Below are 22,490 nucleotides of genomic sequence, written 5' to 3' on the forward strand. Positions count from 1 at the left end.
CGCGACCGATTGCCACTCAGTGGGCAGTTCTCGGACCTGGAGTCTCACCATGCTTTCTGCTGATGCACTGCGTCGTCGTCTGGACAACAACTTCGAACATGCGCAAAAGGACCTGGACGCTGCGGCGCTGGATCTGGATGCCTTCTCCCCGGATGACTGGCACGCCTTCAACTCGGCGATCCGCCAGTCCTCCACCGCCAGCTGGGCGGCGAACCAGGAGATTGTGGTCAAGCACAACCTGGCCAAGGCCATCATCAATGAAATCCGCTGAGCTGGCGGTCACCGTGCAGCGCTGGCTGGACAGCGGCGAGGGCGAGCTGCGGTTGCTGATCGACCAGGCACCGCAACGCTTGCAGCGGCGCGCGGCTGGCGTGCTGTGCGTGGCGCTGCTCAGCGTCGCCTGGCGCGGCGACGACCGTGGACTGGAGGCGGCCTTGCGCCTGTCCGGGCCCAGCCTCGGACGCTTCAGCGCCGCCCTGGCGCTGGATCCGGTCGAGCGCCGGCTGTGCCTGATGCGCTATCTGCCGGTCGATGAGGTGGCGGTGATTATCGCGGCCATCGAATCCCTGGCCAACCAGCGCGACGCCTGGGAGGCGACCCTCGAACGCAGTGCCGCCGCCCGTCCTGTCAACCGCTCCTTACCCCTGGGACGCCACTATGTCTAAGCCGCTACGTTTCAAACAGCCAGGACTCATGCGACTGGGCGGGTTGTTCATGCTGCTGGTGCTGTCCTCGCCGGTGTCGGCGGTGGTACCCGAGGACTGGCGGCAATCGGCCTATGGTTACGAGGCGAGCCAGACCCCGCTGGAAACCGTGCTCAAGGATTTCGCCAACGCCTATGGCGTGGGGCTGAGTCTGAGCGGCGTCAGCGGTGTGGTGGATGCCAAGTTGCGGGCGGCCAACGCCGAGGAGTTCCTCGACCGGCTGGCCCTGGAGCACCAGTTCCAATGGTTCGTCTACAACGGCAAGCTGTATGTCAGCCCATCCTCGGCCCAGGTGTCGCAACGCCTGGAGGTGTCCGCCGATGCGGCCCCCGACCTCAAGCAGGCACTGACCGATATCGGCCTGCTGGACAAGCGCTTCGGCTGGGGCGAACTGCCCGATGAAGGCGTGGTGCTGGTCAGCGGGCCGGTGCGCTACGTCGAGCTGATTCGCGGTTTCAGCAAGGAAAAGGTCAAGCCCGAGGAAAAGCAGCAGGTGATGATGTTTCCCCTGCGCTATGCGGCGGTGGCCGATCGGCAGATCAGCTACCGTGGGCAGAACATGAGCATCCCCGGGGTGGCGACGATCCTCGAAGGCGTGCTGGACAACCAGCGCCCGCTGCAACCTTCGCCCCAGGACCCCAAGGCCAACATCGAAGCCCTGCAGGGCATGGCCGACATGGCCCGTGGCAAGATCCTCAAACTGGCCAGCGAACGGGTGACGGGGCGTCCCGACACTCGCTCCAAGCCTGCGGGACAGCGCCGGGTGGCTGCCGACGTGCGCAACAACGCCGTGCTGATCTACGACAACCCGGAAAAACAGGCCATCTACCAGCAACTGGTCGAGCAGCTGGACAAACCGAGCAACCTGGTGGAAATCGACGCGATCATTCTCGACATCGACCGCAACCAACTGGCGAACCTGGAGTCGCGCTGGTCGGCGCGGGTGGGGGATGTCGGCTTTGGCAGTTCGTTGCTCGGCAGCGGTTCCTCGACCTTGTTCATCAGTGACTTCGATCGCTTCTTCGCCCAGATCCAGGCGCTCGAGGGGCAGGGCATGGCCTCGGTGATCGCCCGGCCCTCGGTGCTGACCCTGGAGAACCAGCCGGCGGTGATCGACTTCAGTCGCACCCAGTACATCACGGCCACCGGCGAACGGGTGGCGACCATCCAGCCGGTGACGGCCGGGACCAGTCTGCAGGTGGTGCCCCGGACCATTCCGGGAGACCGGCACAACCGCTTCCAGCTGATCGTCGATATCGAGGACGGCCAGCTGGAGCAGGCGGCCGATCAGCAGACCCCGACCGTCAAGCGCGGTACGGTCAGTACCCAGGCGGTGATCAGCGAAAACCGTTCGCTGGTGATTGGTGGCTTTCATGTCGACGAACGGGGGGATCGCAAGGACCAGGTCCCGGTGCTCGGGCAGTTGCCGCTGCTGGGCCCGATGTTCTCTTCGACCAGGCGCGAAACCTCGCGGCGCGAGCGACTGTTCATTCTTACGCCACGCCTGATCGGTGACCAGATCGATCCGGCTCGCTACGTGGCCAGCGAGAATCGCCAGCAGCTCGACCAGGCCCTGGCCTCTGGTCGGCAGCCGGGAGGTTCGGCGGTTTTGCGGGCGGCGATCGCCTCGACATTCGCCGAATTGGTTCGTGGCCGCTTGCCAAGTGATATCAAACGGGCATCATCTGGCGTGGCCTTGGCCGATCTGTGTAAAGTGAACAATTCGTTCGTGCTCGATCGCGAACGGAAGCAATGGTTCAGTGGTCCGGATTTCTCGGTGGCGGTTGGCGTCGTCAAGAACGTCAGTGTCAAGCCGCAACGCTTCAACCCCGAATCCTGCTCAGGATCATCGACATTGGCAGTAACGGTTGCCCCGCGGTTCCTATTGCAACCTGGTGAATCAACAGAGGTGTTCGTGGCGTTGCGTCCGGCGGCGATTGTTTCGCCTGCGACGGCCCCGGTACGAGTATCGCTGTTGCCCCCGCACTAGCTGGGGTTATAAGAAAAGACTCATGAACGCGCCATGCGTAGTTCAATGGCGCCCAGCCCATAGAGTAGCCAAGCTACCGGGCCACATTGTGTAGAGTCCGACAAGGAAGGTGATGAGATGAAATCGTGGCAGGCCGCTGTAGCGGTGTTGAGTGTGCTTTTATTGAGTGCCTGTACTTCTATGTCTGAAACTTCCTGCAACAACGTAGGCGGTTGTCAGCAAGTTGACGCCAATAATTCCCAGTTGAATGTCTGGTGGTCTCCCGCGCTGCGTGACGGCGGCGGTCAATACAGTACGGTATCTTTGAATGACTGAAACGATTTTTCACAGTACCGATCAGCAGGATTTCCTACGTCGGACCGCTGAAAAGCGTGCGGGTGTCCTGCAGTGGGCACCTGGCATCGAGTTCGTATGCCGCAAGGAGAGCCTGGGCTGGGGCCTGGCGCTCAATATCCGCCGGCAGGCGCAGCGCCCCGAGCTGTTCTCCGAGACGCTCAAGCGGCGTTTCGAGGACGTCGAGTCCTATGAGGGTTACTACATCTGCCTCGACAGCCAGCGTACTTTTGTGGTCTGGCATGAGTTGCAGGGTGATTATCGGTGCGAGCAAATACAGGCGCTACTTCTGCAGCTGCTGTCATTGGCCGGGCTGAAGCACTGATTTTGGAATAATCGTTCCATTTGGAACTATTCGCCATTGTTTTTCCACTCATGTTGCGAGCCGGCGCAGGCCTGGTGCATTCAACTAAGGGACAAACAAATGGCGAACTCCACATCAACGATACAACGTTACATTGCCCATTTGGCCACCCAACTGGGAGCCACTCTTACATGGCAGAACGGTGTTTGTGCGTTGTATGACAACGAACATCTTCAAGCCGCCGTTATCGAGTTGCCGGAACACAGCGACAATGTGATCTTTCATTGTCGCCTGGGCACCTTGCAGCCCGGTCCTGAACACCTGCAACGGCTACTCGCCCTGAATTTCGATACCGCGTCCCTACGCGGTTGCTGGCTGGCCCTCGACCAGGGCGATGTGCGCCTGTGCACTCAGCGTGAACTGTCCCGTCTCGATGAGGAGAGCTTCAGCAGCCTGGTGGGTGGTTTCGTCGTCCAGGCGCGCGAGACCCGCTCGAGCCTGTCCCGAATCCTCAGTTGACCGACGAGGGAACCGTCCGGCCCCTGGTCGCCACTCAGCAGGGGTGAACCCCAGGCCGAGGGACGCCACGGCACGGGGCCACGGGAGGTCGGCGGCGAGGGTTGCCACCACCGCACATTCTCAGGATCGGAGTGCAAGATACATGTCGGAATTAGGGATGTTTTCAGGGTTTTCACAAGGTGGCCTGGGCGGCTTGGGCAGCCTGGGTGGTTTGGGCGGTACGGGGGGCGCCGGCTTCTCTCTGGGCCAGGGCGCCTTGCCGGGGCTGGGCGGTCAGTCGGGACAATCCGGACAGTCCGGCCTGCACGATCTGGCCAGCATGCTGGCGGACATGCTGCTCGGCTCCTCGTCGGGCCAGGGCCAGGGCCAGGGCCAGGGCGCGGGAGCCGGTGTCGGCGCTGGCGGGCAAAGCTCCGCTGACGATCTGCTGCAGGCCTTGCGCGGCAATGGTCAGGGCAAGGACGGGCAGAAGACGGCCGATGGCGGCAGCGGCGACTCGGCCAAGGAACTGCTGACCCAGGTACTGATGGCGCTGTTCGAGAAAATCCTCGGCGGTGATGGCAGCCAGGACGGTACCGGTGGCCAGTCGGGTGGCGGCCTGGGCTCGGGAGGCTCGGGAGGTGGCAGTGGCGCGATTGGCGGCGGCGGTGGTTCGCAGGCCCTGGGTGGTGGTCAGGGGCTGGGGGGCGGCCAGGGCGCGGGCAACGGCTCGGTCGAGGACCTGGTCAATACGCTGATGAAGAGCCTGGGCGACGGCTCGCTGAACCAGTCGATCAGCCCGACGGCCGATGGCGGTGGCCAGGTGTCCCAGGATGAGCGGCTCAAGCAACTGCTGGAGATGATCGGTCAGTTCATGGACAGCCATCCCGAGACCTTCGGCACGCCTGGCGCAGGTGGTGGTGGTGGTGGTGGTGGTGGCATGCCTTCGATCGGCGGTGCTGCCCCGGCGCCCGGTGGCGGCGCCCCGGCACCGGCGGTAGAAGGCGGTGCGCCGGCAGCAGCGCCCGTAGCCGGGGGTGGCAGCCGAGCGCCGGCACCCGCGGCGGGCGGTGCTCCTGACGCCGGGTCTCTGGCCCTGAACAATGCCGGTGCAGCGCCGGTGTCGTTCCCGACTGCATCGGGCAACCCGACCGTGGTCAACAGCACGATCAAGGTCGGGCCGGGCGAAGTGTTCGACGGCAAGGGCCAGACGTTCACTGCCGGCGCCGCCCTGGGCGATGGTGGCCAGAGCGAGTCGCAGAAGCCGCTGTTCGAGCTGGCCGAGGGCGCCACCCTGAAGAACGTGGTGATCGGCGAGAATGGCGCCGATGGCGTGCATGTGCGGGCCGCACCCGGCAAGGACGGGGTCGCCCGGCCAGTGAACGTCGACAACGTGCATTGGACCAACGTCGGCGAAGACGCCCTGACGGTGAAGGACGCCGGCGCCAAGTCGACGACCGTGAACATCACCAACAGCAGTGCCCAGGGTGCCAGCGACAAGATCTTCCAGCTCAACGCCGATGCCACCGTCAACGTCGACAACTTCAAGGCCAAGGACTTCGGCACCTTCATGCGCACCAACGGTGGGCAGCAGGGCAACTGGAACCTCAACCTGAGCAACATCAGCGCCGAGGACGGCAAGTTCTCCTTCGTCAAGAGCGACAGCCAGGGCCTGAACCTGAGCGTCAAGAACATCGACCTGAAGAACGTCCAGAACGCTTACAGCAAGCTGCCTGAGTCGACCCACTTCCGGGAGCTGTGAGATGAGTTCCGGGCAGCCCGCAGGGGCAGTGACCAGTTGGAAGAGCCTGGTTCAAGGTGACGGTTATCTCGATGCTCGCCAGCGCCAGGCGTTCGAGCAGGCGATTGGCCTGGTCAGCCGGTGCCTGCACACCACGCTGGACAAGCCGGCGCCGCGCAGCAGTGAGCGCTTCAGCCTGAGGCGCTATGTCGATGGGTTGGAAGGGGATTTTCGGCGGGATGCCGGCGCTGACCCACTCATGGGGGATGCGGCACTGACGGCCAGCTGGATCGTGCAGTTGCTGGCCGAGCAGTTGCAGGAGGCTGCCGGTAGCCGCACGGATTGGTGAATCGCGGCAGGTCACACGCTACGGGCGCATAGCGATATGCGCCCGTTTTGCGTTTGAGGTTGTGGGGTAAGGAGGTGAAGAGGGGGTGAGCCGGGTTTTGTGGTGTACTGGCGGGCGTCTTCGCGGATCAATCCGGCTCCCACAGGGCTCGCGGCTACCTCATGTTCTGTGGGCGCAGGAAGGCTGTGAGAGCCGGATTTATCCGCGAAAGCGCCGGTTGCCTCGCTGCAGGACTCTGCTTCCGATCCGGTCTTCAGGCCGCACTCAGTCGCGCCCTGGCGAACTCCAGGTACAGGATCGTCCGCGGCTCGTCGCTGGCGTTGACCACGAAGTGATCCAGGGAGCCATCGAACACCACCGCCGCGCCGCTGTCGTGCCGGTGGAACTCACCGGCGACATTTAGGTAGGCATAGTTGCGTTCGCTGGCGGCGCTGAGCGTCAGGTGCATCTGCAGCAGCCCCTCCTCGTGCACCTCCGGGTGACGATGGGTACTGAGCCAGGCATGGGGTTCCAGGCGTGCCAGGGCGGCCACCTTGAGGCCGGGGATCGCTTGCAGCAAGGCCAGGGTCCGGGGCAGGGCCGCCTGGGCCGGGGCGATGGGGCAGTCCTGGAAGACCAGCGGGTATTGCACCCAGTCGCGGTTGCCACCCGCTTCGCCCCAGCCCTTGAGCCAGCCATAGGCACCGCCTTGTTGCAGGTGCGCAGTGAGCTCGCCGTGTACGGCCTGGTGGGGCTTGTCGGTACGATCGATGTCCAGCAGCGGTGCTCGCAGGGCGAGCAGTTCCTGTTGGATCAGTGGGCACTGGCTCGCGAGATGCGCCAGGGCTGGAAAGTCACTCAGGGGATAGAACGCCGGTTGCATGCAGCCTCCTTGAACAAGACGAAACCCCGCCGGTGCGGCGGGGCTTGAAGGGGGACCGTGGCGCCAGGCACCACGGTGGTTGTGTGACAGGTCAGCTCTTGAGTTCCAGGCCGTCTTTCTTCAGGGCACCGACCGCCGACTTGAGCGGTTGGCCAGGCCTCGAGAGTTCGCCATCGAGGAAGTAGCTCTTGGGCGTGTCCTGGTCCTGGCCGTAGCTGAAGTTGATCTTGCCCAGCGTCTTGTTGACGTTGAGCGAGGCACTGCTGCTGTAGCTGACCAGGGGCAGCGGCGAGGTGAAGCTTTCGGGCTGGCTGACGCTCTGGTACACGGTGATGGCCTTGACCCGCATGTTGTCGCGATCCGACAGCAGGGCCGCCAATTCCTTTTGCGACAGGTTGCCGCTGCGGCTGCCCTCGTCGATGCGATCCTGGACATGATCCTTGAGCTCCAGGCGCACCCGCGCCAGCGTGCCGGGCGTGTTCTGCATGTCCTTGACCAGGGCCTTGAGCGTCGGGTCGTGGTCGAGCAGGGCCGATACCCGTTCGGCGTTGCTGGTCGAGTGCAGCGGGCTGACCAGGCTCATGACCTTGGACACTGCGCTCTGCTCGTTCAGGCGCGAGAGGTTGGTGTAGGAACTTTCGATACGGCCGCCGTCAAGCATGCTGTGCCTGGCCTCGGCTGCCTGCTGTTGCACACCGGCACGCTTGAGGGCGCGCAGGGCGGCGTACTGTTCGTCGTTCCCCGCCGGCTTGTCGGCGAAATGCTGCTCCAGCCCTTGCAGCTGCCTGTGCAGTTTTTCCTTGGCACCAAGGCCGGCGTATTCGGGTTGGTTCATGTCGGCCAGGCGGGTCAGCTCGCGCTGCGAGGCCGGATCCTTGAACGCCTTGCCGAGGCTGGTGCCGAGCTTGCTCAGGCCGGCGCTGGTCAGCGACTCGGCTTCCTTGAAGGTGAACTTGACGCGCTTGGTGGTCTTGTTGTCCACGCTGGCCGTGACGGCGCCCCCCAGGGGCGCCACCACCCCCTGGGAAGGCGGGGTCGCGGCACTGGAGGCGGGTGTGTTGCTGCCGGCGATCTGTGCCCGGGCGAACAGCGATCCACCGAGGCTGTTGAGCAGCCGTGGCCGGTTGCGGCTGCTTTCCTGCAGTTGCCCGGTGTTGCTGTGATGATCCACGGAGTAGTTGGTGTAGTTGAGCAGATTGACATTGACCGTGCCGCCGACGCCGAAACGCGCCGCCGCCGACAGCGGCGTGCTGTCCTTGTCGGTCAGGCCCAGGCCGACGCGGAACTCGGCGGTGCCGCTGGCATTGAGGTCGAAGTTGAACCGCAGGCCCTTCTGGGTCTCATGGTCGACGCCCTTTTTCATCAGCTCCAGGGGCTTGATGTTGCCGCCGAACAGATCGTCGACGAAGCGATCGATGCCTTCATCGGGTACGGTGAACAGCACGCCGTCGCGCTGGGTGGTGGTCGCCGTGCCGGTGACGTCCACCCCCAGGCGCAGGGCGGGGGTCAGCCGGCGATCGTTGCCGATGTCGACCTTGGTGTACTGGTTGACCTCGTCACTCTTGAAGAACCCGGGCCAATAGTCCTTGCCACCCCCGACGCCGCCGCTGACGCTGCCGGAGCCTTCGCGTTGCAGGTACACGGTGATGCCCTTGTCGGCGCGTTCGGCGCTGAGGTTGTAGTTGCGTGCACCGCCCACCGACCCGCTCGGCCAGGGGCCCATGCCCTTGTTGGCCAGCGACACGAACGGTGTGCTGAGGTTGAGCCCGTAGCTGCGCTGCAGGGTGATTTCATCGTCGGGATGCTCCAGTTGCTTGAGCGATGCCTTGAGCTTGTCCGCCAGTTCCGCCTGGGTCTTGCTGCCGGTGGCCGCCCGCAGGTTGACGCTGACGGCGTGGTCCTCCTTCTTGAAACCGTTGAGGAAGGCTTTCACGCCATCGTAGGAGGCCTCGAGGTTGGCGTGGTCGGTGAAGCCCATGTCGGTCATCTGCTTGACCGGGTGTTCGCCGTACTGCTTGTCACGCAACTGGCCCAGGTCCTTTTTCAGCTGATCCAGCTGGCGGCTGTTGTCGGCTCCGGGGCTGAGCATCTCGACCTTGTCCAGCAGTGTGCCGAGGTCCTTGAGGGTCACCACATCCAGGGCCACCCGGGCCTTGGTCAGGCCGAGGCTGTCGCTGGCGTCGCGACGCTGGCCCAAGGGGATGTCGGCCTTCTGGTGGGAGAGCTGCATGCCGTTGTCGCGCAGGGTCTTGAGCAGCGCCCCGGTCTTGTTCTGCTCCGACGGGGCGACATGCTCCAGGGCGCCTTGCAGCTCCTTGATCAGGTCGTGGCCGGAGCTGGCGATGTTGAGCTTCTGCGAGAGGTTGTCGAGCTTCATGCTCAATTGGGTGCGCTTGGACGGCTCCGACAGTTCGCCGTGGATATTGAGCAGGCCTTCCTTCTGTTGCAGCAGTTTCGACTTGCCGTGCTGCTGGCCCAGGTGCCGGGTGGCGCGCAGGCTGTTGTCCTCCAGTTCGCCGCGGAACGCTTCCAGGTCCTCCAGCAGCCCGGCCCCTTGCGGGCCGAGGTCAAGCCGGCCGATTCGCGACTTCAGGTCCTGGCCGGCTGCGGCGGGTTGCTGGGTGTGGCTGAGCAGTTCCAGGCGCTTGAACAGCGGCCCCTCCGACTCGTAGAGCGGGCGCAGGCCCTCGCGGCCATGGTGGCGGTGCTGGATGTGGTTGCCGATGTTCTTCAACACCCGTGGCGTTTCCAGCCCAGGCCGGAAGATGTTGGCGCGAATGAACTCGCTGGTGCTGGCGCGGTTGCTGCGTTCCAGGCCACTGCGACCCATGGCGTTGGCGCCGAAGCGGGCGGTCAGGCCGGTACCGGGAATGCGCGCGGTCTTCTCGTCACCCCGGATGCGCCCGAACATTTCGCTCAGGGCATTGTGGTCGGCCGGGCGCGGGGTGAGCGGTTGCCAGGTGCGGCCCTTGAGTTGCAACTGCGAGTGATCGGCGCTGTCCTTGAGGGTGACGCTGAGGCTGTTGTCGTCGGCGGTCCGAATGCTCTCCAGCTTGCGCCCGGCAGGTAGTGGTACCGGTTTCCACTGCGCTTCGGGGCGGAGTTCGGCCGGGCTGGCCTGCCAGTCGTCACGGGCCATGGTGAACAGCTTGCCCTCGGTGGTCAGGGCGTGCAGGTTGTGGTTTTCGTCCAGGGCCAGGGAGGCGACGGTGCCTTCCAGGTCGATGCGACTGAGGTCGCTGACCTGGCCGTCCTTGTGGTGGGCTGTCAGGCGATCGCTGGCATCGAGGGCGACGAACTGCTTTTCGTTGAGCATGGCGAAGGCCGTGACATGCCGGTCGTCCAGGCCTGGCAGCGGCTCGCCGAGGCTGGCCTGGGTGGTACGTGGCGGCTGGTTCAGATTATGGCTGGAACCGACGCTGACCGAGTTGTAGCGCGGGCTGACGTCGAGCTTGCGCAGCGTACCGTCCTGCAGCAGGTAGGCCTTGCTGTCGATACCGCGTTGCAGCTGCGTGACGTCCTTGATGCCGGTGTCTTTCCAGTCCTGGCTGGTGGAGTCCCAGCTTTGCACCCGCTGATCGCTGAGGCCGACACGGCCCAGGCGGTCGAGGTCGAAGGTCGCCGCCGGCGTGGGCGGCTCGCTGCCGGGCAGGCCACGACGGTTGTCGAGTACCAGGGCATCCGTGAGGTTCCAGCCGCCCTTGAGGCGCTGGTTCTGTTCGTCCAGCGCGTGGGAGTGGGTTTGCCCGGACTTGTCGCTGAGCAGCACATGCAGCTCGCCCTGGTCACCGGGCAGGAAACCGCTGACCTGGCGGGCTCCGCCGAGGCGTTCACCAGTGGGGTGGAAGTGCTCCTCGGGCATCAACCGCAGGGTGGGCGAGTCCTGTTGCAGATCCGCGCGCTTGGCACTGTACAGGCGACCCTCGGTGTCGCTGACGAACAGCCGGTCGTGGCTCAGTCCGATGCTCTTGGGTTCGGCCTGGCCACCGTTGAGTTCCAGGGTCTTGGGCGCCGACTGTCGTGGCGGTTGCTGGTTGAGGTCGATCAGGTGCAGGGTCTGGCTGTCGTCGCCGCTGAGGGTCGCGGCGTGGTGGTCGGCACTGACCGAGAAAGCCTTGAGCGCCGGTACTTCAACGTGGGGCACATCCTGGCTGGTCAGGTCGACCAGGGCGTCACCGGTCTGCCCGTACAGCTTGCCGTTGCCCTGGCTGGCCAGCTGGCTGAACTTGAGGTGGCCGGTTTCCTCGGGCAGCCGCCAGGCCGCGTTGGCGTGGTCGAATTCGTACAGCTGCTGCTCATGCAGGCGCAGCGGCTGGCCGTCACGATCCTGGTGGATACCGGTCAGGTGGGCGAGATGGGCGCGGCCGATGGTTTGCAGCGGGTTGCTTTTCTGCCCGCCATGGCTGACCTGTGCGGCGTTGTCCTGCAGTTCCAGGCTGGGTGTCGTGGGGGCCGAGCCGGCCTGGGTGCCCTCAGCCTGGCTGCTGCGCAGGACGACCAGGGCCGACGGTGTCTGTTTCAGGTGCAGCAGGTGGCCGCCCTGGTCCAGCAACAGATGATCCTGGCCGTTGCGGTCGCTGTGGCTGGCCTGGTAGCTCTGCCCGGCACGGCCCAGCGCATCGTGCAGCAGTTCGCCGACGGCTGCCGGCTTGAAGCCCTGGAAGTCGGCCGCGCCCTTGGCGTCCAACTGCACGCTGGCGCCTGGGGTGTCCGCGGCGGCCTGGCGCTGGATACGCTCATTGCGGCCGTCGAAGCGCCCGGCGTTGCTGCGTTCCAGGCGTTGGCCGCTGCTGCTGGTCGAGGCTTCGGTGGATGCCTCGGGGGCCTGCTCGATCTCGCGGGTACTGCCGAGCTGACTTGTGCCGGGGGCTTGCCGGGTCCCGGCCATGAGGGACGGGCCCAGGCCCGCGCCGCCTTGCAGGCGCGAGCCGGGTTGGCGGGTCTGGCGCGCCGCGGCGCTGGCCGCCTGCTCATCGCGGCTCGGCGCGGGAGCGGTCGTGTTGTTGCTGCGCGACGTCTGGCGTGGCGTGGCGCGCAGGTCCTGGGTCAACTGGCCGATCGAGCGCATGATCCGCTGGCCGAAGGCGCGTAGGGAATGGCTGCTGCGCTGGCTCGGCTGTTCCGGGCGTTGCTCCAGCCCCTGGGTATTCTGCCCGGTCTGGGCAATCGCGGCGGTGTGGTTCGCCGCTGCTCGCTGAATCGTTGACTGCATGCTGTTTCTCCATGTCATGGACTGACAGGGCGAGTTCGTTAGGCTCGCCTCGGGCGTTCAGGAATGACTCCTTTGCCCTGAGTGGCAGCGGTTGCAGCTTGGTTCCAGGCGGGGTCTCAGTAGGCTGTGCCGGGCATCTCGATCACCTCCGAACGGGCGTGCTCGTCGAGCTCGCGCAGTAACCGGTAGACCTGGGCCACGGCCTGCAGGGTCTCGCGTGGGATGAAGTGACCGACTTCGCTGCGATACAGGGTACGCGCCAGCCAGACGAAGCGGATCACCGGCACGCCGCTTTGCCGCGCGCGCATGATCAGGTCCCGCGCCTCGGCATCGTGGCCCTTGCAGATGATCCGTGGCAGGGGAGTCTGTTGGGGGCGATAGAACAGCGCCACGGCGTAGTGAGTCGGGTTGACCAGCAGCAGGTCGGCTTCCTCCACCGGCGCCTTGGCCGGGGCGGCATTGGCCGGCTGCTGGGTCAGTTCGCGGGCGACGGATTTGCGGTGCGACTTCATGTGCGGGTCGCCTTCCATCTCCTTGAACTCCTTGCGCACGTCCTCGTGGCTCATGCGCTGGCCCTTGATGAAGAAGTACTTCTGCAGGGCGAAGTCGATCGCCGCCAACACCAGCAGCACGCCCAGGCAGGTGCGTGACAGGCGGCTGAACAGACTGATCATCGCCTGCCAGTAGGTATCGAGGTCGGTGTTGGCCAGGCCGATCAGGTCGCCCAGCGCCGGCGGCAGCACCAGGTAGAGCAACACGCCAATCAGCACCGCCTTGCACAGGCTGTTGAACAGGTTGAACAGCTGGCGCGAGGAAAACATCTGCTTGAACTGGTTCAGCGGGTTGAGGCGTTCGAAGTCCAGCTTCAGGGCTTCGGGGGCGAACAGCGGCCCGAACTGCACCCAGCCACCGGCCAGGCGCATGGCCACGGCGATCCCCAGCACCGGCAGCATGAACATCAACAGGTCCCAGCCGGCCTTGCTCAGCACCTCGCCGACACCCGCGCCGAAGGGCCGGCCCAGTTGCTGCAGGGGCAGCAGCACCAGGGCTTCGAGTTTGCCGATACCGCCGCTGGCCAGGCCCAGGATCATCTCCAGCAGGGCCGCGAAGATCAGCAGCTTGGGCACGTCCTGGCTCTGTCCAACCTGGCCTTTCTTGCGCGCATCAGCCAGCTTTTTCTGCGTGGGTTCTTCGGTTTTTTCGCTCATGGGCGCACCTCGCTTCGAGCATCAGGAGCCGGGCCGCAGCAACAGCGGCAGCAGGTGGCGAAGATCGCCCAATTGGCTCAACTGGCCGTTGCCGAGCCAGCACAGCATCGGCAGGTAGAGCACCAGGAAGCCTAGGCCGATCAGGCTCTTGGCCGGCATCGCCAGGGTCGAGACCTGCAACTGCGGGCTGTACAGGCTGAGGATCGCCAGGCCGAACTCGATCAGCAGCAACAGCCCCACCAGTGGCGCGGCAAACAGCACCATGCTGCGAAAGGTGCTGGCCAGCAGCTTGAGGTACAGGTCCCAGCCGTCGGTAGCCGGCATCGGCAGCCAGTGGCTGGCCGGCCATACGGCATAGCTGTCCCAGATCACCTGGGTGAGGCTCGAGTAGCCACCACCGAGCACCAGCAGGAGGATCAGCACCTGCTTGAACATGTGTCCCAGCTCCGAGGTGTTGTCACCCAGCGCCGGGTTGATCTGCCCGCCGATCAGCGCGCCGCGCTGGTTGTCGAACAGGCAGCCCACCGACTCGAACAGCCAGAACGGCATGGCCAGCAGCAGGCCCAGGAGCAGGCCGATCAGGCTTTCCTTGAGCATCAGCCCGCTCAGGTCCAGCCAGCCGAGGTCGCGGGCGCTGAGGCTGGCGCGGATCGTCGGCATCGGTACCAGGGCCAGGGCCAGGACGATCGCATGGCGCAACATGCCCTTGATCTCGCGAAAGGCGAAGGCCGGGATCAGGAACAGGCAGGGGTAGAGGCGGGCCATGCCGATGGTCAGGGCGATGATCAGCTCGGAGATGTTGCCAAACAGGGCCTGGAACATCTCAGGCCCTCGTCTGCGCGATCATGCTGAAGGCCAGCTGGGTCAGCTGGATCAGCTCCACGCCGATCCAGCGCCCGGTCAGCGCCAGCGCCAGGCCGACCGCCACCAGCTTGATCGCGAACGGCAGGGTCTGGTCCTGCAACTGCATCACCGCCTGCAGCAGCGAGGTCAGCACGCCGACGATCACCGCGACGATCAGCGGCGGCGCCGACAGGGTCACCACCAGCAGCATCGCCTGCTTGAACAGGGTCAAGGTATCCATGGCGCCCTCAGAGGTAGCTGTAGAACAGGCCGTCGAGCAGTCGCGTCCAGCCGTCGACGAGGACGAACAGGAGGATTTTCAGCGGCAGGGAGATGGTCATCGGGGCCACCATCTGCATGCCCAGGGCCAGCAGGATGTTGGACACGATCAGGTCGATGACGATGAAGGGCACGTAGATCAGGAAGCCGATCTGGAACCCCGCCTGCAGCTCCGAGAGCACGAAGGCCGGGACGATCAGCAGCAGGTCATCCTTGCTGGCCTTGGCCGCCATTGCCGCTGGCCACATGCGCTGGGTGTTCTCCAGCAGGTGGGCCTGGATGTCCGGATTGACGTTACGCAGCATGAACCGGCGCAGTGGCTCCAGCACCTGGGTACCGGCACTTTCCATGGCGGTGAAGTCCTGCATGTGCGGTGGTAGCTGCTTGAAGCGCTGGCTCATGTCGTTGAACACCGGCGCCATGATGAACATCGTCGCCGCCAGGGCGATGCCATACAGCGCCATGTTCGGGGGTGCCTGCTGCACGCCGATGGCGTTGCGGGTGATCAGCAGCACCATGGAGATCTTCAGGAACGCGGTGCAGATCATCATCAGCAGCGGCACCAGCGACAGGGCGCCGAGAAACAGGGCCAGCGTCAGTGGATCGACGTCCTGCAGGTTCACTGGCGCGGCTCCAGGCGGGTGATCTGCAACCCCAGGCGGCCGTCGATTTCCACCAGCTCGCCATGGGCCAGGGGCCGCTCGCCCTGGCACAGGGTGGCCTGGCCCGGGACGCAACCGCTGAAGGTCAGCACCGAGCCGACGCCGAGGTTGCGCAACTGGCCAAGGCTCAGGTTCAGGCTGCCGGCGCGCAGGGTCAGGGCCAGTGGCAGGTCGTCGAAACGGCTGAGGTCGCCCTCCGGCTCCGATAGCTCACCGACGTCGGACGGGTAGGGCGAGGCCACTGGGTTCAGAGGTTCGTGGTCGGTGAAGGCGAAGTGATCGAGGGAGGCATTCATGCTGGGAGCTTCCAGTTCGGTGAGAGTAAAGCGCAGGGTGGTCCCCGGCAGTTGTTGCAGGTGCAGGCGGCACGTGCCGAGCTGCAGGCTGCCGTCACCCGTGGGGGAGAACAGCGGCTGCTCGACCAGCAGGACATCGCCCGGGCGCAGGCCGTGCAGTTGGCCCAGGGTCAGCGGGCAATGTCCCAGCAGCAATGGCAGGCGCAGCCTCCATTGCGCCGTGCCAGGTGTTTGCCTCGGCACCTGCCAGTGGGGATGATCCAGCAGGGCGAGCAGGGTCCGGGCGGGTATTCGCGCCCGGTGGGCTTGCCGTTGTCCGTCGTCGTCGCGCAGTTCCAGCAGGCAGTCCAGCCCCGTGGCCGGCGAGGCACCGCTCACCCGTAGCGGACTGAGCAGCGCTTGCAGCTCCGGGGCCAGGTAGTGGTTGTACAGCGGCCAGTACCAGTCGCCGTTCTCCGGTGTGCCAGCGAGGATCGCCGGGCACTCGGACAGTCGGCTGAGCAGGGCCAGGGCATCGTCCAGCCAGAAGGCCCCGCAGGCACTCTCGATGGCCGTGCGGGGTGCCAGGTCGACAGGGCCGGGCGCCAGGCGCAGGTGCAGGGTGGTGGTGTGCGGTGGCGACAGCCTCAGGCACAGCCCAGCCCCCAGGCGTTCGCGGACCTGGGCTTCGGCGAGTGACATGGTGCGCAGTTGCAGCGCGTGCAGGGCCATGTCAGTGGACCTCGCGTTGCAGCGTGACCTGCACCGGTCGCCCCAGTTGCCGGGCAAGCCAGTCGGCGCTGGCCTGGCGCTGGGTCGAGCAGTATTGCCAGGCCGCATCCCGGGCAAAGCGCAGGGCGATGTCCAGGTTATGGCCGCGAGACTGTACGCGCACGGCGACCGGGCCCAGGTTCGGCAGTTCCAGCTGGACTTCCAGCGGACCCTCGTGCCGTTCTTCCAGATGTTCCTCAAGGCGATCGAGCAGTGCCTGCCAGAGCGTCGCGGCCTGGCTGTCGGGCGGTTGCGAGGCACTGGCGTGCTCCTGTTCCTGCGACGAGGACTGCTGGCCGCGATCATCGCTGACGTCGACCACGGCGCCTTGGCCAAGCCCTTGCGGCGAGGCCAGCAACTGCTCGAAACATTCGCTTTCGTCGCGCACTTCGCTGCGCAGGTCCCGGGTTCGCTCCTGGCGTACGCTCCAGGTGGCGCTGGGCGGCTCCTGGCGTAGCCGCGGCGGTTCGGCCGGCCGGCTGGCGGGTTTGAGCAGGGGATGGCGCGGGGTCATGACGCCTCCCGGGACAGCTCGCGCAGGTAATCGAGCTTTTCCATGTCGCGCTGGTGCCGGCGCAGTTGGCGCTGGCTGTCATCGGTCCAGTGCTGTTGTTGGCGGTATTCTTCCTGCAACGTCCTGAGGTTCTGTTCGAAACGTTCGATCTGGCGCAGCGCCTGCTGCTCGCCCGCCAGCCACTGGTTCATCTCGTGCAATGGCAGGCGCCGGTTGGCGTGCTGTTCGTGCTGTTGTGCCCGCGCCTGGCGCTGGTTGTCGCGCAGTTGCTGCAGTTCGGTGGTCATCTGCGCCAGGCGCGTGCGCAGGGCGTCGAGTACCGAGCGCTGGCGTTGCCAGGCCTGTTCGGCCATGGTCAGCCGGTGGCGGCGGATCGGCGCCAGCAAATCCAGGGTGGGCGCCAGGTCGCTGAGTAACGGGTCATTGGCCGGGGCCAGGGCATCGGTATCAGAGTGGGACATGGGCAGTTACCTGTAGAAGGTGGTCCAGGGTTTCGTCGAGCGACACCGGATCGCGCAGCGATTGCTGCAGGAAGGCCTCGATGCGCGCACGTGATTCCACGGCGCAGTCGGTCAACGGGTCATGGCCCGGCTGGTACTCACCGAGCTTGAGGAGCATTTCCACCTGCTGGTAAGCCGCCATGAGCCGGCGTAACTGTGTGGCACCGTGCTGCTGTTCGGTTCCCACCACGTTGCTCATGGTCCGGCTGAGGCTGGCGAGGATGTCCACCGCCGGGTAGTGCCCGCGCTCGGCCAGGCGCCGCGACAGCACGATGTGCCCGTCGAGCAGCGAACGCACTTCATCGGCCACCGGGTCGTTCATCGAGTCCTGCTCGATCAGCACCGAGTAGAGCGCGGTAATCACCCCGTCGTGGGTCCGCCCGGCGCGCTCGACCAGGCGTGGCAGCAGGCTGTACACCGAAGGTGGCAGGCCACCGCGGTCGGCCGGCTCACCGCTGGCCAGGCCGATCTCGCGCTGGGCCCGGGCGAAGCGGGTCAGCGAGTCGATGATCAGCAGCGTCGAACAGCCCTGCTGGCGAAAGCCCTCGGCGATGGCCGTGGCGGTGAAGGCGGCGCGCGCCCGTTCCATGCTGCTGCGGTCCGAGGTGGCGCAGACCAGCACCGTGCGGCTGCGCAGTTCGGCGTCCAGTTCATGGTCGAGGAACTCGCGCAGCTCGCGCCCGCGCTCGCCGATCAGGCCGAAGACGATCGCCTGGCACGGGGTGTTGCGGGCCAGTTCGGCGAGCAGGGTGGTCTTGCCGCAGCCGGCACCGGCGAACACGCCCACGCGCTGACCTTCGCCGAGGGTCAGCAGGCCGTCGATGGCACGCAGTCCGGTTGCCAGGGGTGCCTCGATGCGCGGGCGATCGGTGGCCGCCGGTGCGTCGCGAATCACCGGCAGGGCGCCCAGGGCACCAGCCGGGGCGAAGGCTTGCGGGCCCTCGCCACCCAGCGCACGGCCGAAACCGTCGAGCACGCAGCCGAGCAGGCGTTCGCTGACCAGCAGCCCGTGGGGCTGGAACAACGGTGTCACCGTTGCGCCGATGGCAATGCCATCCAGCGGGCCCAGGGCGGCGAGCAGGGTGTGCTGGCGGTCGAAGCCGACGATCTCGGCCATCACCTCGCTGCCATCGGCACGGCGGATCTGGCACAGGTCGCCGATGCGGGCACGGGGCATGCGGCTGTGCAGGAGAATGCCGCTGACCCCGGTGATGCGTCCGCGAATGCTGACCGGGGCGCACTGGGCCAGGCGTGCCTGCTGCTGCTCGCTCCAGCGTGCGAGGTTCTCGAGGGCTGCCTGCATCACCAGTTCAACTCGATGCGCTGGTCGCCTTCGAAGACGATCTTGTGTTCGTTGATATCGACCAGGCGCACCCCGGCCACCTCATCGCCGAGGAACAGCCGACGGCCGTCGCTGGTCAGCACATTGGGCAGACGCGCGTTGCTGACCTGGACGATGCTGAAGGGCAGTATTTCGGTGGCCTGGGGCAGGGCGCTGAGCACTTGCAGCGGGCTGCGATACTGTTGCTCGAAGCGCAGCAGCATGCGCTCGGTCAACTGCAGCAGGTCGTCTTCCTCGAAACGCCCCTTGAGGAACATCTTGCCGTGTTCCTCGACGATCTCGATGCGGTTCTGCAGTTCGCGTTCCTTGAGCATGCCCTCGAGCACCTGGCGTACGGCGGCGGCATCCTTGAGCGGGGTGCGCGCCGGAGTGAGCGGCACGGCCGGCACCGGTTCCTGGCGGCTCAGGCCCCAGACCAGGGCGCCGAGAAACAGCAGCAGGGCGCCGAGCAGCAACAGCGGACCGAGCAGGGAACGGGGCTCCCTGACGACCTGGGGCAACGGCTCGTCGCGCTCGGCGCTCAGCGACACGGGCTCGCTATCGGCGCACTGGACCTGTTCCTCTTCCTCGGGCCATTCGGTGTTGGCACTGACCACCGACAGCCAGACGCCATTGAGGGCAAACGGCGTGCCTGGTTGCAGGCTGGCGATGGCGTCGACCTTGTGCCCCTCGCTGTCGGTGACCGGGCCGTCCTTGCGTGCCAGCGACCAGTTGTCATCGACCAGTCGCAGCAGGCAGTGACGGCCCTTGATGCCCGGGTCGTACAGGGCCAGGTCGGCGCCGTTGGCGGAGCCGATGCTCCATTCGCCGCCAGTCAGCGGCAGGGCCGCGCCACGATGCAGGCCGGTGAGCACGCGCAGTTCATAGAGCATTTCGGGTTTCATGGTCGGACTCCATCAGGCCAGCATGGCCTGTGCCTCTTGCAGGTCGATTCGCCCCAGTACCTGCACTTGCACGCTGGACAGCAGCTCGGCAAAGGACAGCACCGGGACGTGGTTGAATTCTTCGTCGAGCAGGCCGTGCAGCGGGCTGCGCAGGTCCTGGGCGACCAGCAGCACCGGCGCCGGCCTGGCCCGCAGCGGGAAGGCTTCGCGCAGTTGTTCGAGCAGCGCGCCGCCGACTTCCGGTTCGAGGGCGAAATAGGCCTCGTGCTGGCTCTGGCGCAGGGCGTCGCGCAGCAGGACTTCGGTCTCGGGGGTGACCAGCCAGGCATTGAGCACGCCCTGCTCGGCATGCTGGTGGCAGATCTGCGCCTTGAGGGCGATGCGCACGTAGTCGGTCAGGGCATTCAGGTCGCGTTCGTGCTGGCCCTGCTCGATCAGCGTTTCGGCGATCGGGCGTACCGAGCGCAGTGACACCAGCTCGGCGGAAAGTCGCTGCAGCACGGCGGCAAAGCGGGCCAGCGGCAGGGTCCGCTGCAGCTCCTGGGCCAGTTCCGGCTGCTCGCTTTCCAGCCAGCCGAGAATCGCCTTGCTTTCCTGCAGGCCGATGAACTGAGGCCCGGTCGCCTGGAACGCCCGGCTCATGCGCTCCAGGATCAGTTCCTCGGCGCTGACCGGGTCGACACTGCTCATGCGCAGCAGCGCATGCCCGGGGTCAAACCAGATCCATTCGTGTTCGGCACGCTCGACGCGCCCGGGCTCGCCGTCATGCAATTCGCCGCTCTGGCGCCTGTGCACGGCCATGCGCTCGGCAAAGGTGGCATGGATCAGCGGTACCTCGTAGACGCAGAAGCGGAACTCGTCTTCGGCGCAGTGCGGGCTGAACTCCAGCTCGAAGGATGGCAGGGTCAGGCCGAACTGGTGCACCAGGCTATTGCGCCGCTGGCGGATGCCCTGCAGCAGGCGTTCCAGGGCCTTGCTGCCCTGGTGAGCAGGGTGAAACTGCAGCAGATAGGGGCGCGAGGGATTGAACCGGCGGATGTCCTCGTGGCCGTTGAGTTCCGGAGCGGCGTTGCGCGCGGCGCCGGCGTGGTCCTGCTGGATCTGTTTCTGGCGGATGCGCCAGAGCTGGATCAGGCCACTGAACAGGCACACCAGGCTGATGCTGACGAACACCAGGCTGGGCATGCCGGGGATCGCCGCGAAACCGAGCATGCCCAGCGAGGAAAACACCCAGGCCTTGGGCTGGCTGGTCAACTGCTCGGCGATTTCGTGGCCGATGTTGGCGTCGCCGGCCTGGCTGTCCGGGGCCACGCGGGTGATGATCATGCCCGCGGTGAGGGAGATCAGCAGTGCCGGGATCTGCGCGATCAGGCCGTCACCGATGGTCAGTACCGAGTACAGGTGCATGGCGTCGGCCGCTTCCATGCCGTTTTGCAGGATACCGATGGAAAAGCCGCCGATCAGGTTGATGAACACGATCACCAGGCCGGCGATGGCATCGCCCTTGACGAATTTCATGGCGCCGTCCATGGCGCCGAACAGCTGGCTTTCCTTGGACAACTGTTCGCGCCGCTGGCGGGCCTCGCGCACCGTGATCAGGTTGGCCCGCAGGTCGCTGTCGATGGACATCTGCTTGCCGGGCATGGCATCCAGGGTGAAGCGTGCAGCGACTTCCGCGACCCGTTCCGAGCCCTTGGTGATCACCAGGAAGTTGACGATGGTCAGGATCAGGAAGATCACCAGGCCCACCGCCAGGTTGCCACCGACGACGAAGCTGCCGAACGCCTCGACGATATGCCCGGCGTCCTGCTGCAGCAGGATCAGTCGCGTGGTGGCGATCGACAGCGACAGGCGGAACATGGTGGTCAGCAGCAATACCGCCGGGAAGGTCGAGAACGCCAGGGGCCGCGGCAGGTACATGGCGAGGACGATCAGCAGCGAGGAAATGCAGATGTTCAGGGCGATCAGTACGTCCACCAACGCGGTGGGCAGCGGCAGGATCATCATGAACACGATCGCCATGACCATCACCGCGCCGACGATCTCGGTACGCCGCATCACCGCCAGGGCCAGGCGGTTGAGGCTGTGGATCAGGCGGTTCATTGCAGGCCTCGCAGGTTATCGCCCAGGCCCATGGCCTGGCGTTCCTGGCGGGCCAGCTGGTCCATCAGGTTCTGCAGCAGGCGCAGGCCGTTCTGCCGGGTCTTGAGGTCCTTCCACAGCACCAGCGGCAGGTTCTGCAGCAAGGGGTACAGGCCGTTGAAGAACCAGGGTTGCAGGTGCGGCGCCTGGCCCAGGGTGTCTTCGCCGAGCAGGGTCAGGTCGCGGGCGAAAAAGCCGTTGCCGCAAAAGCGCAGGACCCGCTTGCTCATGGCCAGCGATGTCATGTTGCTGCGTGGCTGGTGCTGGCGCTGGCGGTCGAGCAGGGCCTGGCAGGCCTTGAGCAGATTGTTGAGCTGGCCGCAGGATCCGAGGCCGCGCAGCATCGAGCCCAACACGCCACCAGGCAGGGAGGGGGACAGGGCGGCGATGTCGTCGGCCAGGGCTCGTTGCAAGGTGCGCAGGCCGCGGCCGAACTGCTCTTCGCTGAAGCGTTCGAGCAGGCCTTCCAGCAGGCTGGCCAGGGGTTGCTGGCCGACGATGGCGCTGTAGTACAGCTGACGCATGGCGGTGCGATGTTGCGGGTCCTGGCTGAACAGGGCAATCGCGCCGGCCGTGTTGAAGCCGGCACGGATCCGGTCGCCGTGCAACTGGCGCAGTTCGTCGATCAGGCCACGGGTGCTCTGGGCCTCGGTGTCCCGACCTTCGCTGGTCGACAGCCGCAGGGCCTGCTGCAGCAGGATGTCGGCGCGTGCCGGGTCCTGTTCGGCCACGCTGAGCGCCGACTGCAGCGAAGGCTGCTGCAACAATTGCATCTGCATGCGCCGGGCCTGCTGTTCCAGGCTCGGCTGGTCGCTGTAGTCCAGCAGGCGGTAGAGCTCGGCGAGTTTTTCGATGCGCTCCACGCGCTGCCCGCGCGAGGACTCGCTGATCTGCCGCTCATCCAGGCTCTTGCTATGGCGCTCGACGCTCTCGCTGAACTTCAGCGCCACTTCTTCCATGGAATCGATCAGCGGGTTGTCCGGCACGCTCGCGCTCGTCTCCGGGACGATGGGCGGGCGTGGTAGCAGGTCCAGGGGTACGACGTCGTTGTAGCTGTTGATTTTCATGGAGGCAGGC

The 22,490-nt window shown here is 65.8% G+C and carries 21 protein-coding genes; 8 read left to right on the plus strand and 13 right to left on the minus strand.

Annotated elements, in window-relative coordinates; all coding sequences use genetic code 11:
* Positions 1-49 precede the first annotated feature (49 nt).
* The 8 genes from HU752_RS15525 to HU752_RS15560 all read left to right on the plus strand — a co-directional run bounded on the left by HU752_RS15525 (position 50) and on the right by HU752_RS15560 (position 5,919).
* The gene (locus HU752_RS15525) at positions 50-271 is read left to right on the plus strand and encodes a serine kinase (protein WP_186676871.1); all 222 of its coding nucleotides are present in this window, start codon (positions 50-52) and stop codon (positions 269-271) included.
* Positions 258-665, plus strand: coding sequence for a type III secretion system chaperone (locus tag HU752_RS15530; protein ID WP_186676869.1), 408 nt, complete (start codon positions 258-260; stop codon positions 663-665). The genes HU752_RS15525 and HU752_RS15530 overlap by 14 nt, the downstream gene beginning before the upstream one ends.
* Positions 658-2,694 (plus strand): type III secretion system outer membrane ring subunit SctC, encoded by a 2,037-nt coding sequence (sctC, locus tag HU752_RS15535; RefSeq protein WP_225920157.1) that lies wholly within the window; start codon positions 658-660, stop codon positions 2,692-2,694. The genes HU752_RS15530 and sctC overlap by 8 nt, the downstream gene beginning before the upstream one ends.
* A 117-nt stretch (positions 2,695-2,811) precedes the next feature.
* A complete protein-coding gene (locus HU752_RS15540) occupies positions 2,812-3,009 on the plus strand; it encodes a hypothetical protein (RefSeq protein ID WP_186676867.1) in 198 nt (65 codons plus the stop codon).
* On the plus strand, positions 3,002-3,352 hold the full coding sequence (locus tag HU752_RS15545; RefSeq protein WP_186676864.1) for a negative regulator of hrp expression HrpV: 351 nt from the start codon (positions 3,002-3,004) through the stop codon (positions 3,350-3,352). The genes HU752_RS15540 and HU752_RS15545 overlap by 8 nt, the downstream gene beginning before the upstream one ends.
* Positions 3,353-3,451: 99 nt before the next feature.
* Complete coding sequence (locus HU752_RS15550; RefSeq protein ID WP_186676862.1) at positions 3,452-3,850, plus strand: type III secretion system chaperone; 399 nt, start codon at positions 3,452-3,454, stop codon at positions 3,848-3,850.
* A gap of 157 nt (positions 3,851-4,007) precedes the next feature.
* Positions 4,008-5,591, plus strand: coding sequence for a pectate lyase (locus HU752_RS15555; protein ID WP_217838509.1), 1,584 nt, complete (start codon positions 4,008-4,010; stop codon positions 5,589-5,591).
* A gap of 1 nt (position 5,592) precedes the next feature.
* Positions 5,593-5,919 carry an HrpW-specific chaperone gene (locus HU752_RS15560; RefSeq protein WP_186676854.1) on the plus strand — a complete coding sequence of 109 codons (327 nt, stop codon included), beginning with the start codon at positions 5,593-5,595 and terminating at the stop codon, positions 5,917-5,919.
* Positions 5,920-6,172: 253 nt separating this feature from the next.
* On the opposite strand, the gene HU752_RS15565 is transcribed toward HU752_RS15560, so the two are convergent.
* From HU752_RS15565 to sctW, 13 genes are all read right to left on the minus strand, one after another.
* On the minus strand, positions 6,173-6,781 hold the full coding sequence (locus tag HU752_RS15565) for an aspartyl/asparaginyl beta-hydroxylase domain-containing protein (protein ID WP_186676851.1): 609 nt from the start codon (positions 6,779-6,781) through the stop codon (positions 6,173-6,175).
* 91 nt (positions 6,782-6,872) lie between these two features.
* Positions 6,873-11,993 (minus strand): AvrE-family type 3 secretion system effector, encoded by a 5,121-nt coding sequence (locus tag HU752_RS15570; RefSeq protein WP_225920158.1) that lies wholly within the window; start codon positions 11,991-11,993, stop codon positions 6,873-6,875.
* 116 nt (positions 11,994-12,109) lie between these two features.
* A complete protein-coding gene (gene sctU, locus HU752_RS15575; protein ID WP_186676849.1) occupies positions 12,110-13,201 on the minus strand; it encodes a type III secretion system export apparatus subunit SctU in 1,092 nt (363 codons plus the stop codon).
* Between the two features lie 21 nt (positions 13,202-13,222).
* Positions 13,223-14,023 (minus strand): type III secretion system export apparatus subunit SctT, encoded by an 801-nt coding sequence (gene sctT / locus HU752_RS15580; RefSeq protein ID WP_186676836.1) that lies wholly within the window; start codon positions 14,021-14,023, stop codon positions 13,223-13,225.
* Between the two features lies 1 nt (position 14,024).
* Positions 14,025-14,285 carry a type III secretion system export apparatus subunit SctS gene (gene sctS / locus HU752_RS15585; RefSeq protein ID WP_186676833.1) on the minus strand — a complete coding sequence of 87 codons (261 nt, stop codon included), beginning with the start codon at positions 14,283-14,285 and terminating at the stop codon, positions 14,025-14,027.
* A gap of 7 nt (positions 14,286-14,292) precedes the next feature.
* Positions 14,293-14,946, minus strand: coding sequence for a type III secretion system export apparatus subunit SctR (gene sctR, locus HU752_RS15590; RefSeq protein ID WP_186676822.1), 654 nt, complete (start codon positions 14,944-14,946; stop codon positions 14,293-14,295).
* A complete protein-coding gene (locus tag HU752_RS15595; RefSeq protein WP_186676818.1) occupies positions 14,943-15,992 on the minus strand; it encodes a FliM/FliN family flagellar motor switch protein in 1,050 nt (349 codons plus the stop codon). Before HU752_RS15595 ends, sctR begins: the two co-directional genes overlap by 4 nt.
* A 1-nt stretch (position 15,993) precedes the next feature.
* Positions 15,994-16,545, minus strand: coding sequence for a type III secretion system HrpP C-terminal domain-containing protein (locus HU752_RS15600; protein WP_186676803.1), 552 nt, complete (start codon positions 16,543-16,545; stop codon positions 15,994-15,996).
* Positions 16,542-17,006: a type III secretion protein gene (locus HU752_RS15605; RefSeq protein ID WP_186676800.1), complete on the minus strand. Its 465-nt coding sequence runs from the start codon at positions 17,004-17,006 to the stop codon at positions 16,542-16,544. Before HU752_RS15605 ends, HU752_RS15600 begins: the two co-directional genes overlap by 4 nt.
* Positions 16,993-18,348 (minus strand): FliI/YscN family ATPase, encoded by a 1,356-nt coding sequence (locus HU752_RS15610; protein WP_186676798.1) that lies wholly within the window; start codon positions 18,346-18,348, stop codon positions 16,993-16,995. Before HU752_RS15610 ends, HU752_RS15605 begins: the two co-directional genes overlap by 14 nt.
* Positions 18,348-19,271 (minus strand): FHA domain-containing protein, encoded by a 924-nt coding sequence (locus HU752_RS15615; protein WP_225920159.1) that lies wholly within the window; start codon positions 19,269-19,271, stop codon positions 18,348-18,350. Before HU752_RS15615 ends, HU752_RS15610 begins: the two co-directional genes overlap by 1 nt.
* A 12-nt stretch (positions 19,272-19,283) precedes the next feature.
* On the minus strand, positions 19,284-21,374 hold the full coding sequence (gene sctV / locus HU752_RS15620; protein ID WP_186676795.1) for a type III secretion system export apparatus subunit SctV: 2,091 nt from the start codon (positions 21,372-21,374) through the stop codon (positions 19,284-19,286).
* Positions 21,371-22,480: a type III secretion system gatekeeper subunit SctW gene (sctW, locus tag HU752_RS15625; protein ID WP_186676789.1), complete on the minus strand. Its 1,110-nt coding sequence runs from the start codon at positions 22,478-22,480 to the stop codon at positions 21,371-21,373. Before sctW ends, sctV begins: the two co-directional genes overlap by 4 nt.
* Between the last annotated feature and the right edge of the window lie 10 nt (positions 22,481-22,490).

This window comes from Pseudomonas vanderleydeniana, from assembly GCF_014268755.2.
In the GTDB taxonomy this organism is placed as follows: domain Bacteria; phylum Pseudomonadota; class Gammaproteobacteria; order Pseudomonadales; family Pseudomonadaceae; genus Aquipseudomonas; species Aquipseudomonas vanderleydeniana.

Excerpts from the sequence above, each read along its gene's own strand:
- HU752_RS15525 (WP_186676871.1), top strand. The coding sequence starts at position 50 with ATGCTTTCTGCTGATGCACTGCGTCGTCGTCTGGACAACAACTTCGAA.
- HU752_RS15530 (WP_186676869.1), top strand. The coding sequence starts at position 258 with ATGAAATCCGCTGAGCTGGCGGTCACCGTGCAGCGCTGGCTGGACAGC.
- sctC (WP_225920157.1), top strand. The coding sequence starts at position 658 with ATGTCTAAGCCGCTACGTTTCAAACAGCCAGGACTCATGCGACTGGGC.
- HU752_RS15540 (WP_186676867.1), top strand. The coding sequence starts at position 2,812 with ATGAAATCGTGGCAGGCCGCTGTAGCGGTGTTGAGTGTGCTTTTATTG.
- HU752_RS15545 (WP_186676864.1), top strand. The coding sequence starts at position 3,002 with ATGACTGAAACGATTTTTCACAGTACCGATCAGCAGGATTTCCTACGT.
- HU752_RS15550 (WP_186676862.1), top strand. The coding sequence starts at position 3,452 with ATGGCGAACTCCACATCAACGATACAACGTTACATTGCCCATTTGGCC.
- HU752_RS15555 (WP_217838509.1), top strand. The coding sequence starts at position 4,008 with ATGTTTTCAGGGTTTTCACAAGGTGGCCTGGGCGGCTTGGGCAGCCTG.
- HU752_RS15560 (WP_186676854.1), top strand. The coding sequence starts at position 5,593 with ATGAGTTCCGGGCAGCCCGCAGGGGCAGTGACCAGTTGGAAGAGCCTG.
- HU752_RS15565 (WP_186676851.1), bottom strand. The coding sequence starts at position 6,781 with ATGCAACCGGCGTTCTATCCCCTGAGTGACTTTCCAGCCCTGGCGCAT.
- HU752_RS15570 (WP_225920158.1), bottom strand. The coding sequence starts at position 11,993 with ATGCAGTCAACGATTCAGCGAGCAGCGGCGAACCACACCGCCGCGATT.
- sctU (WP_186676849.1), bottom strand. The coding sequence starts at position 13,201 with ATGAGCGAAAAAACCGAAGAACCCACGCAGAAAAAGCTGGCTGATGCG.
- sctT (WP_186676836.1), bottom strand. The coding sequence starts at position 14,023 with ATGTTCCAGGCCCTGTTTGGCAACATCTCCGAGCTGATCATCGCCCTG.
- sctS (WP_186676833.1), bottom strand. The coding sequence starts at position 14,285 with ATGGATACCTTGACCCTGTTCAAGCAGGCGATGCTGCTGGTGGTGACC.
- HU752_RS15595 (WP_186676818.1), bottom strand. The coding sequence starts at position 15,992 with ATGGCCCTGCACGCGCTGCAACTGCGCACCATGTCACTCGCCGAAGCC.
- HU752_RS15600 (WP_186676803.1), bottom strand. The coding sequence starts at position 16,545 with ATGACCCCGCGCCATCCCCTGCTCAAACCCGCCAGCCGGCCGGCCGAA.
- HU752_RS15605 (WP_186676800.1), bottom strand. The coding sequence starts at position 17,006 with ATGTCCCACTCTGATACCGATGCCCTGGCCCCGGCCAATGACCCGTTA.
- HU752_RS15610 (WP_186676798.1), bottom strand. The coding sequence starts at position 18,348 with ATGCAGGCAGCCCTCGAGAACCTCGCACGCTGGAGCGAGCAGCAGCAG.
- HU752_RS15615 (WP_225920159.1), bottom strand. The coding sequence starts at position 19,271 with ATGAAACCCGAAATGCTCTATGAACTGCGCGTGCTCACCGGCCTGCAT.
- sctV (WP_186676795.1), bottom strand. The coding sequence starts at position 21,374 with ATGAACCGCCTGATCCACAGCCTCAACCGCCTGGCCCTGGCGGTGATG.
- sctW (WP_186676789.1), bottom strand. The coding sequence starts at position 22,480 with ATGAAAATCAACAGCTACAACGACGTCGTACCCCTGGACCTGCTACCA.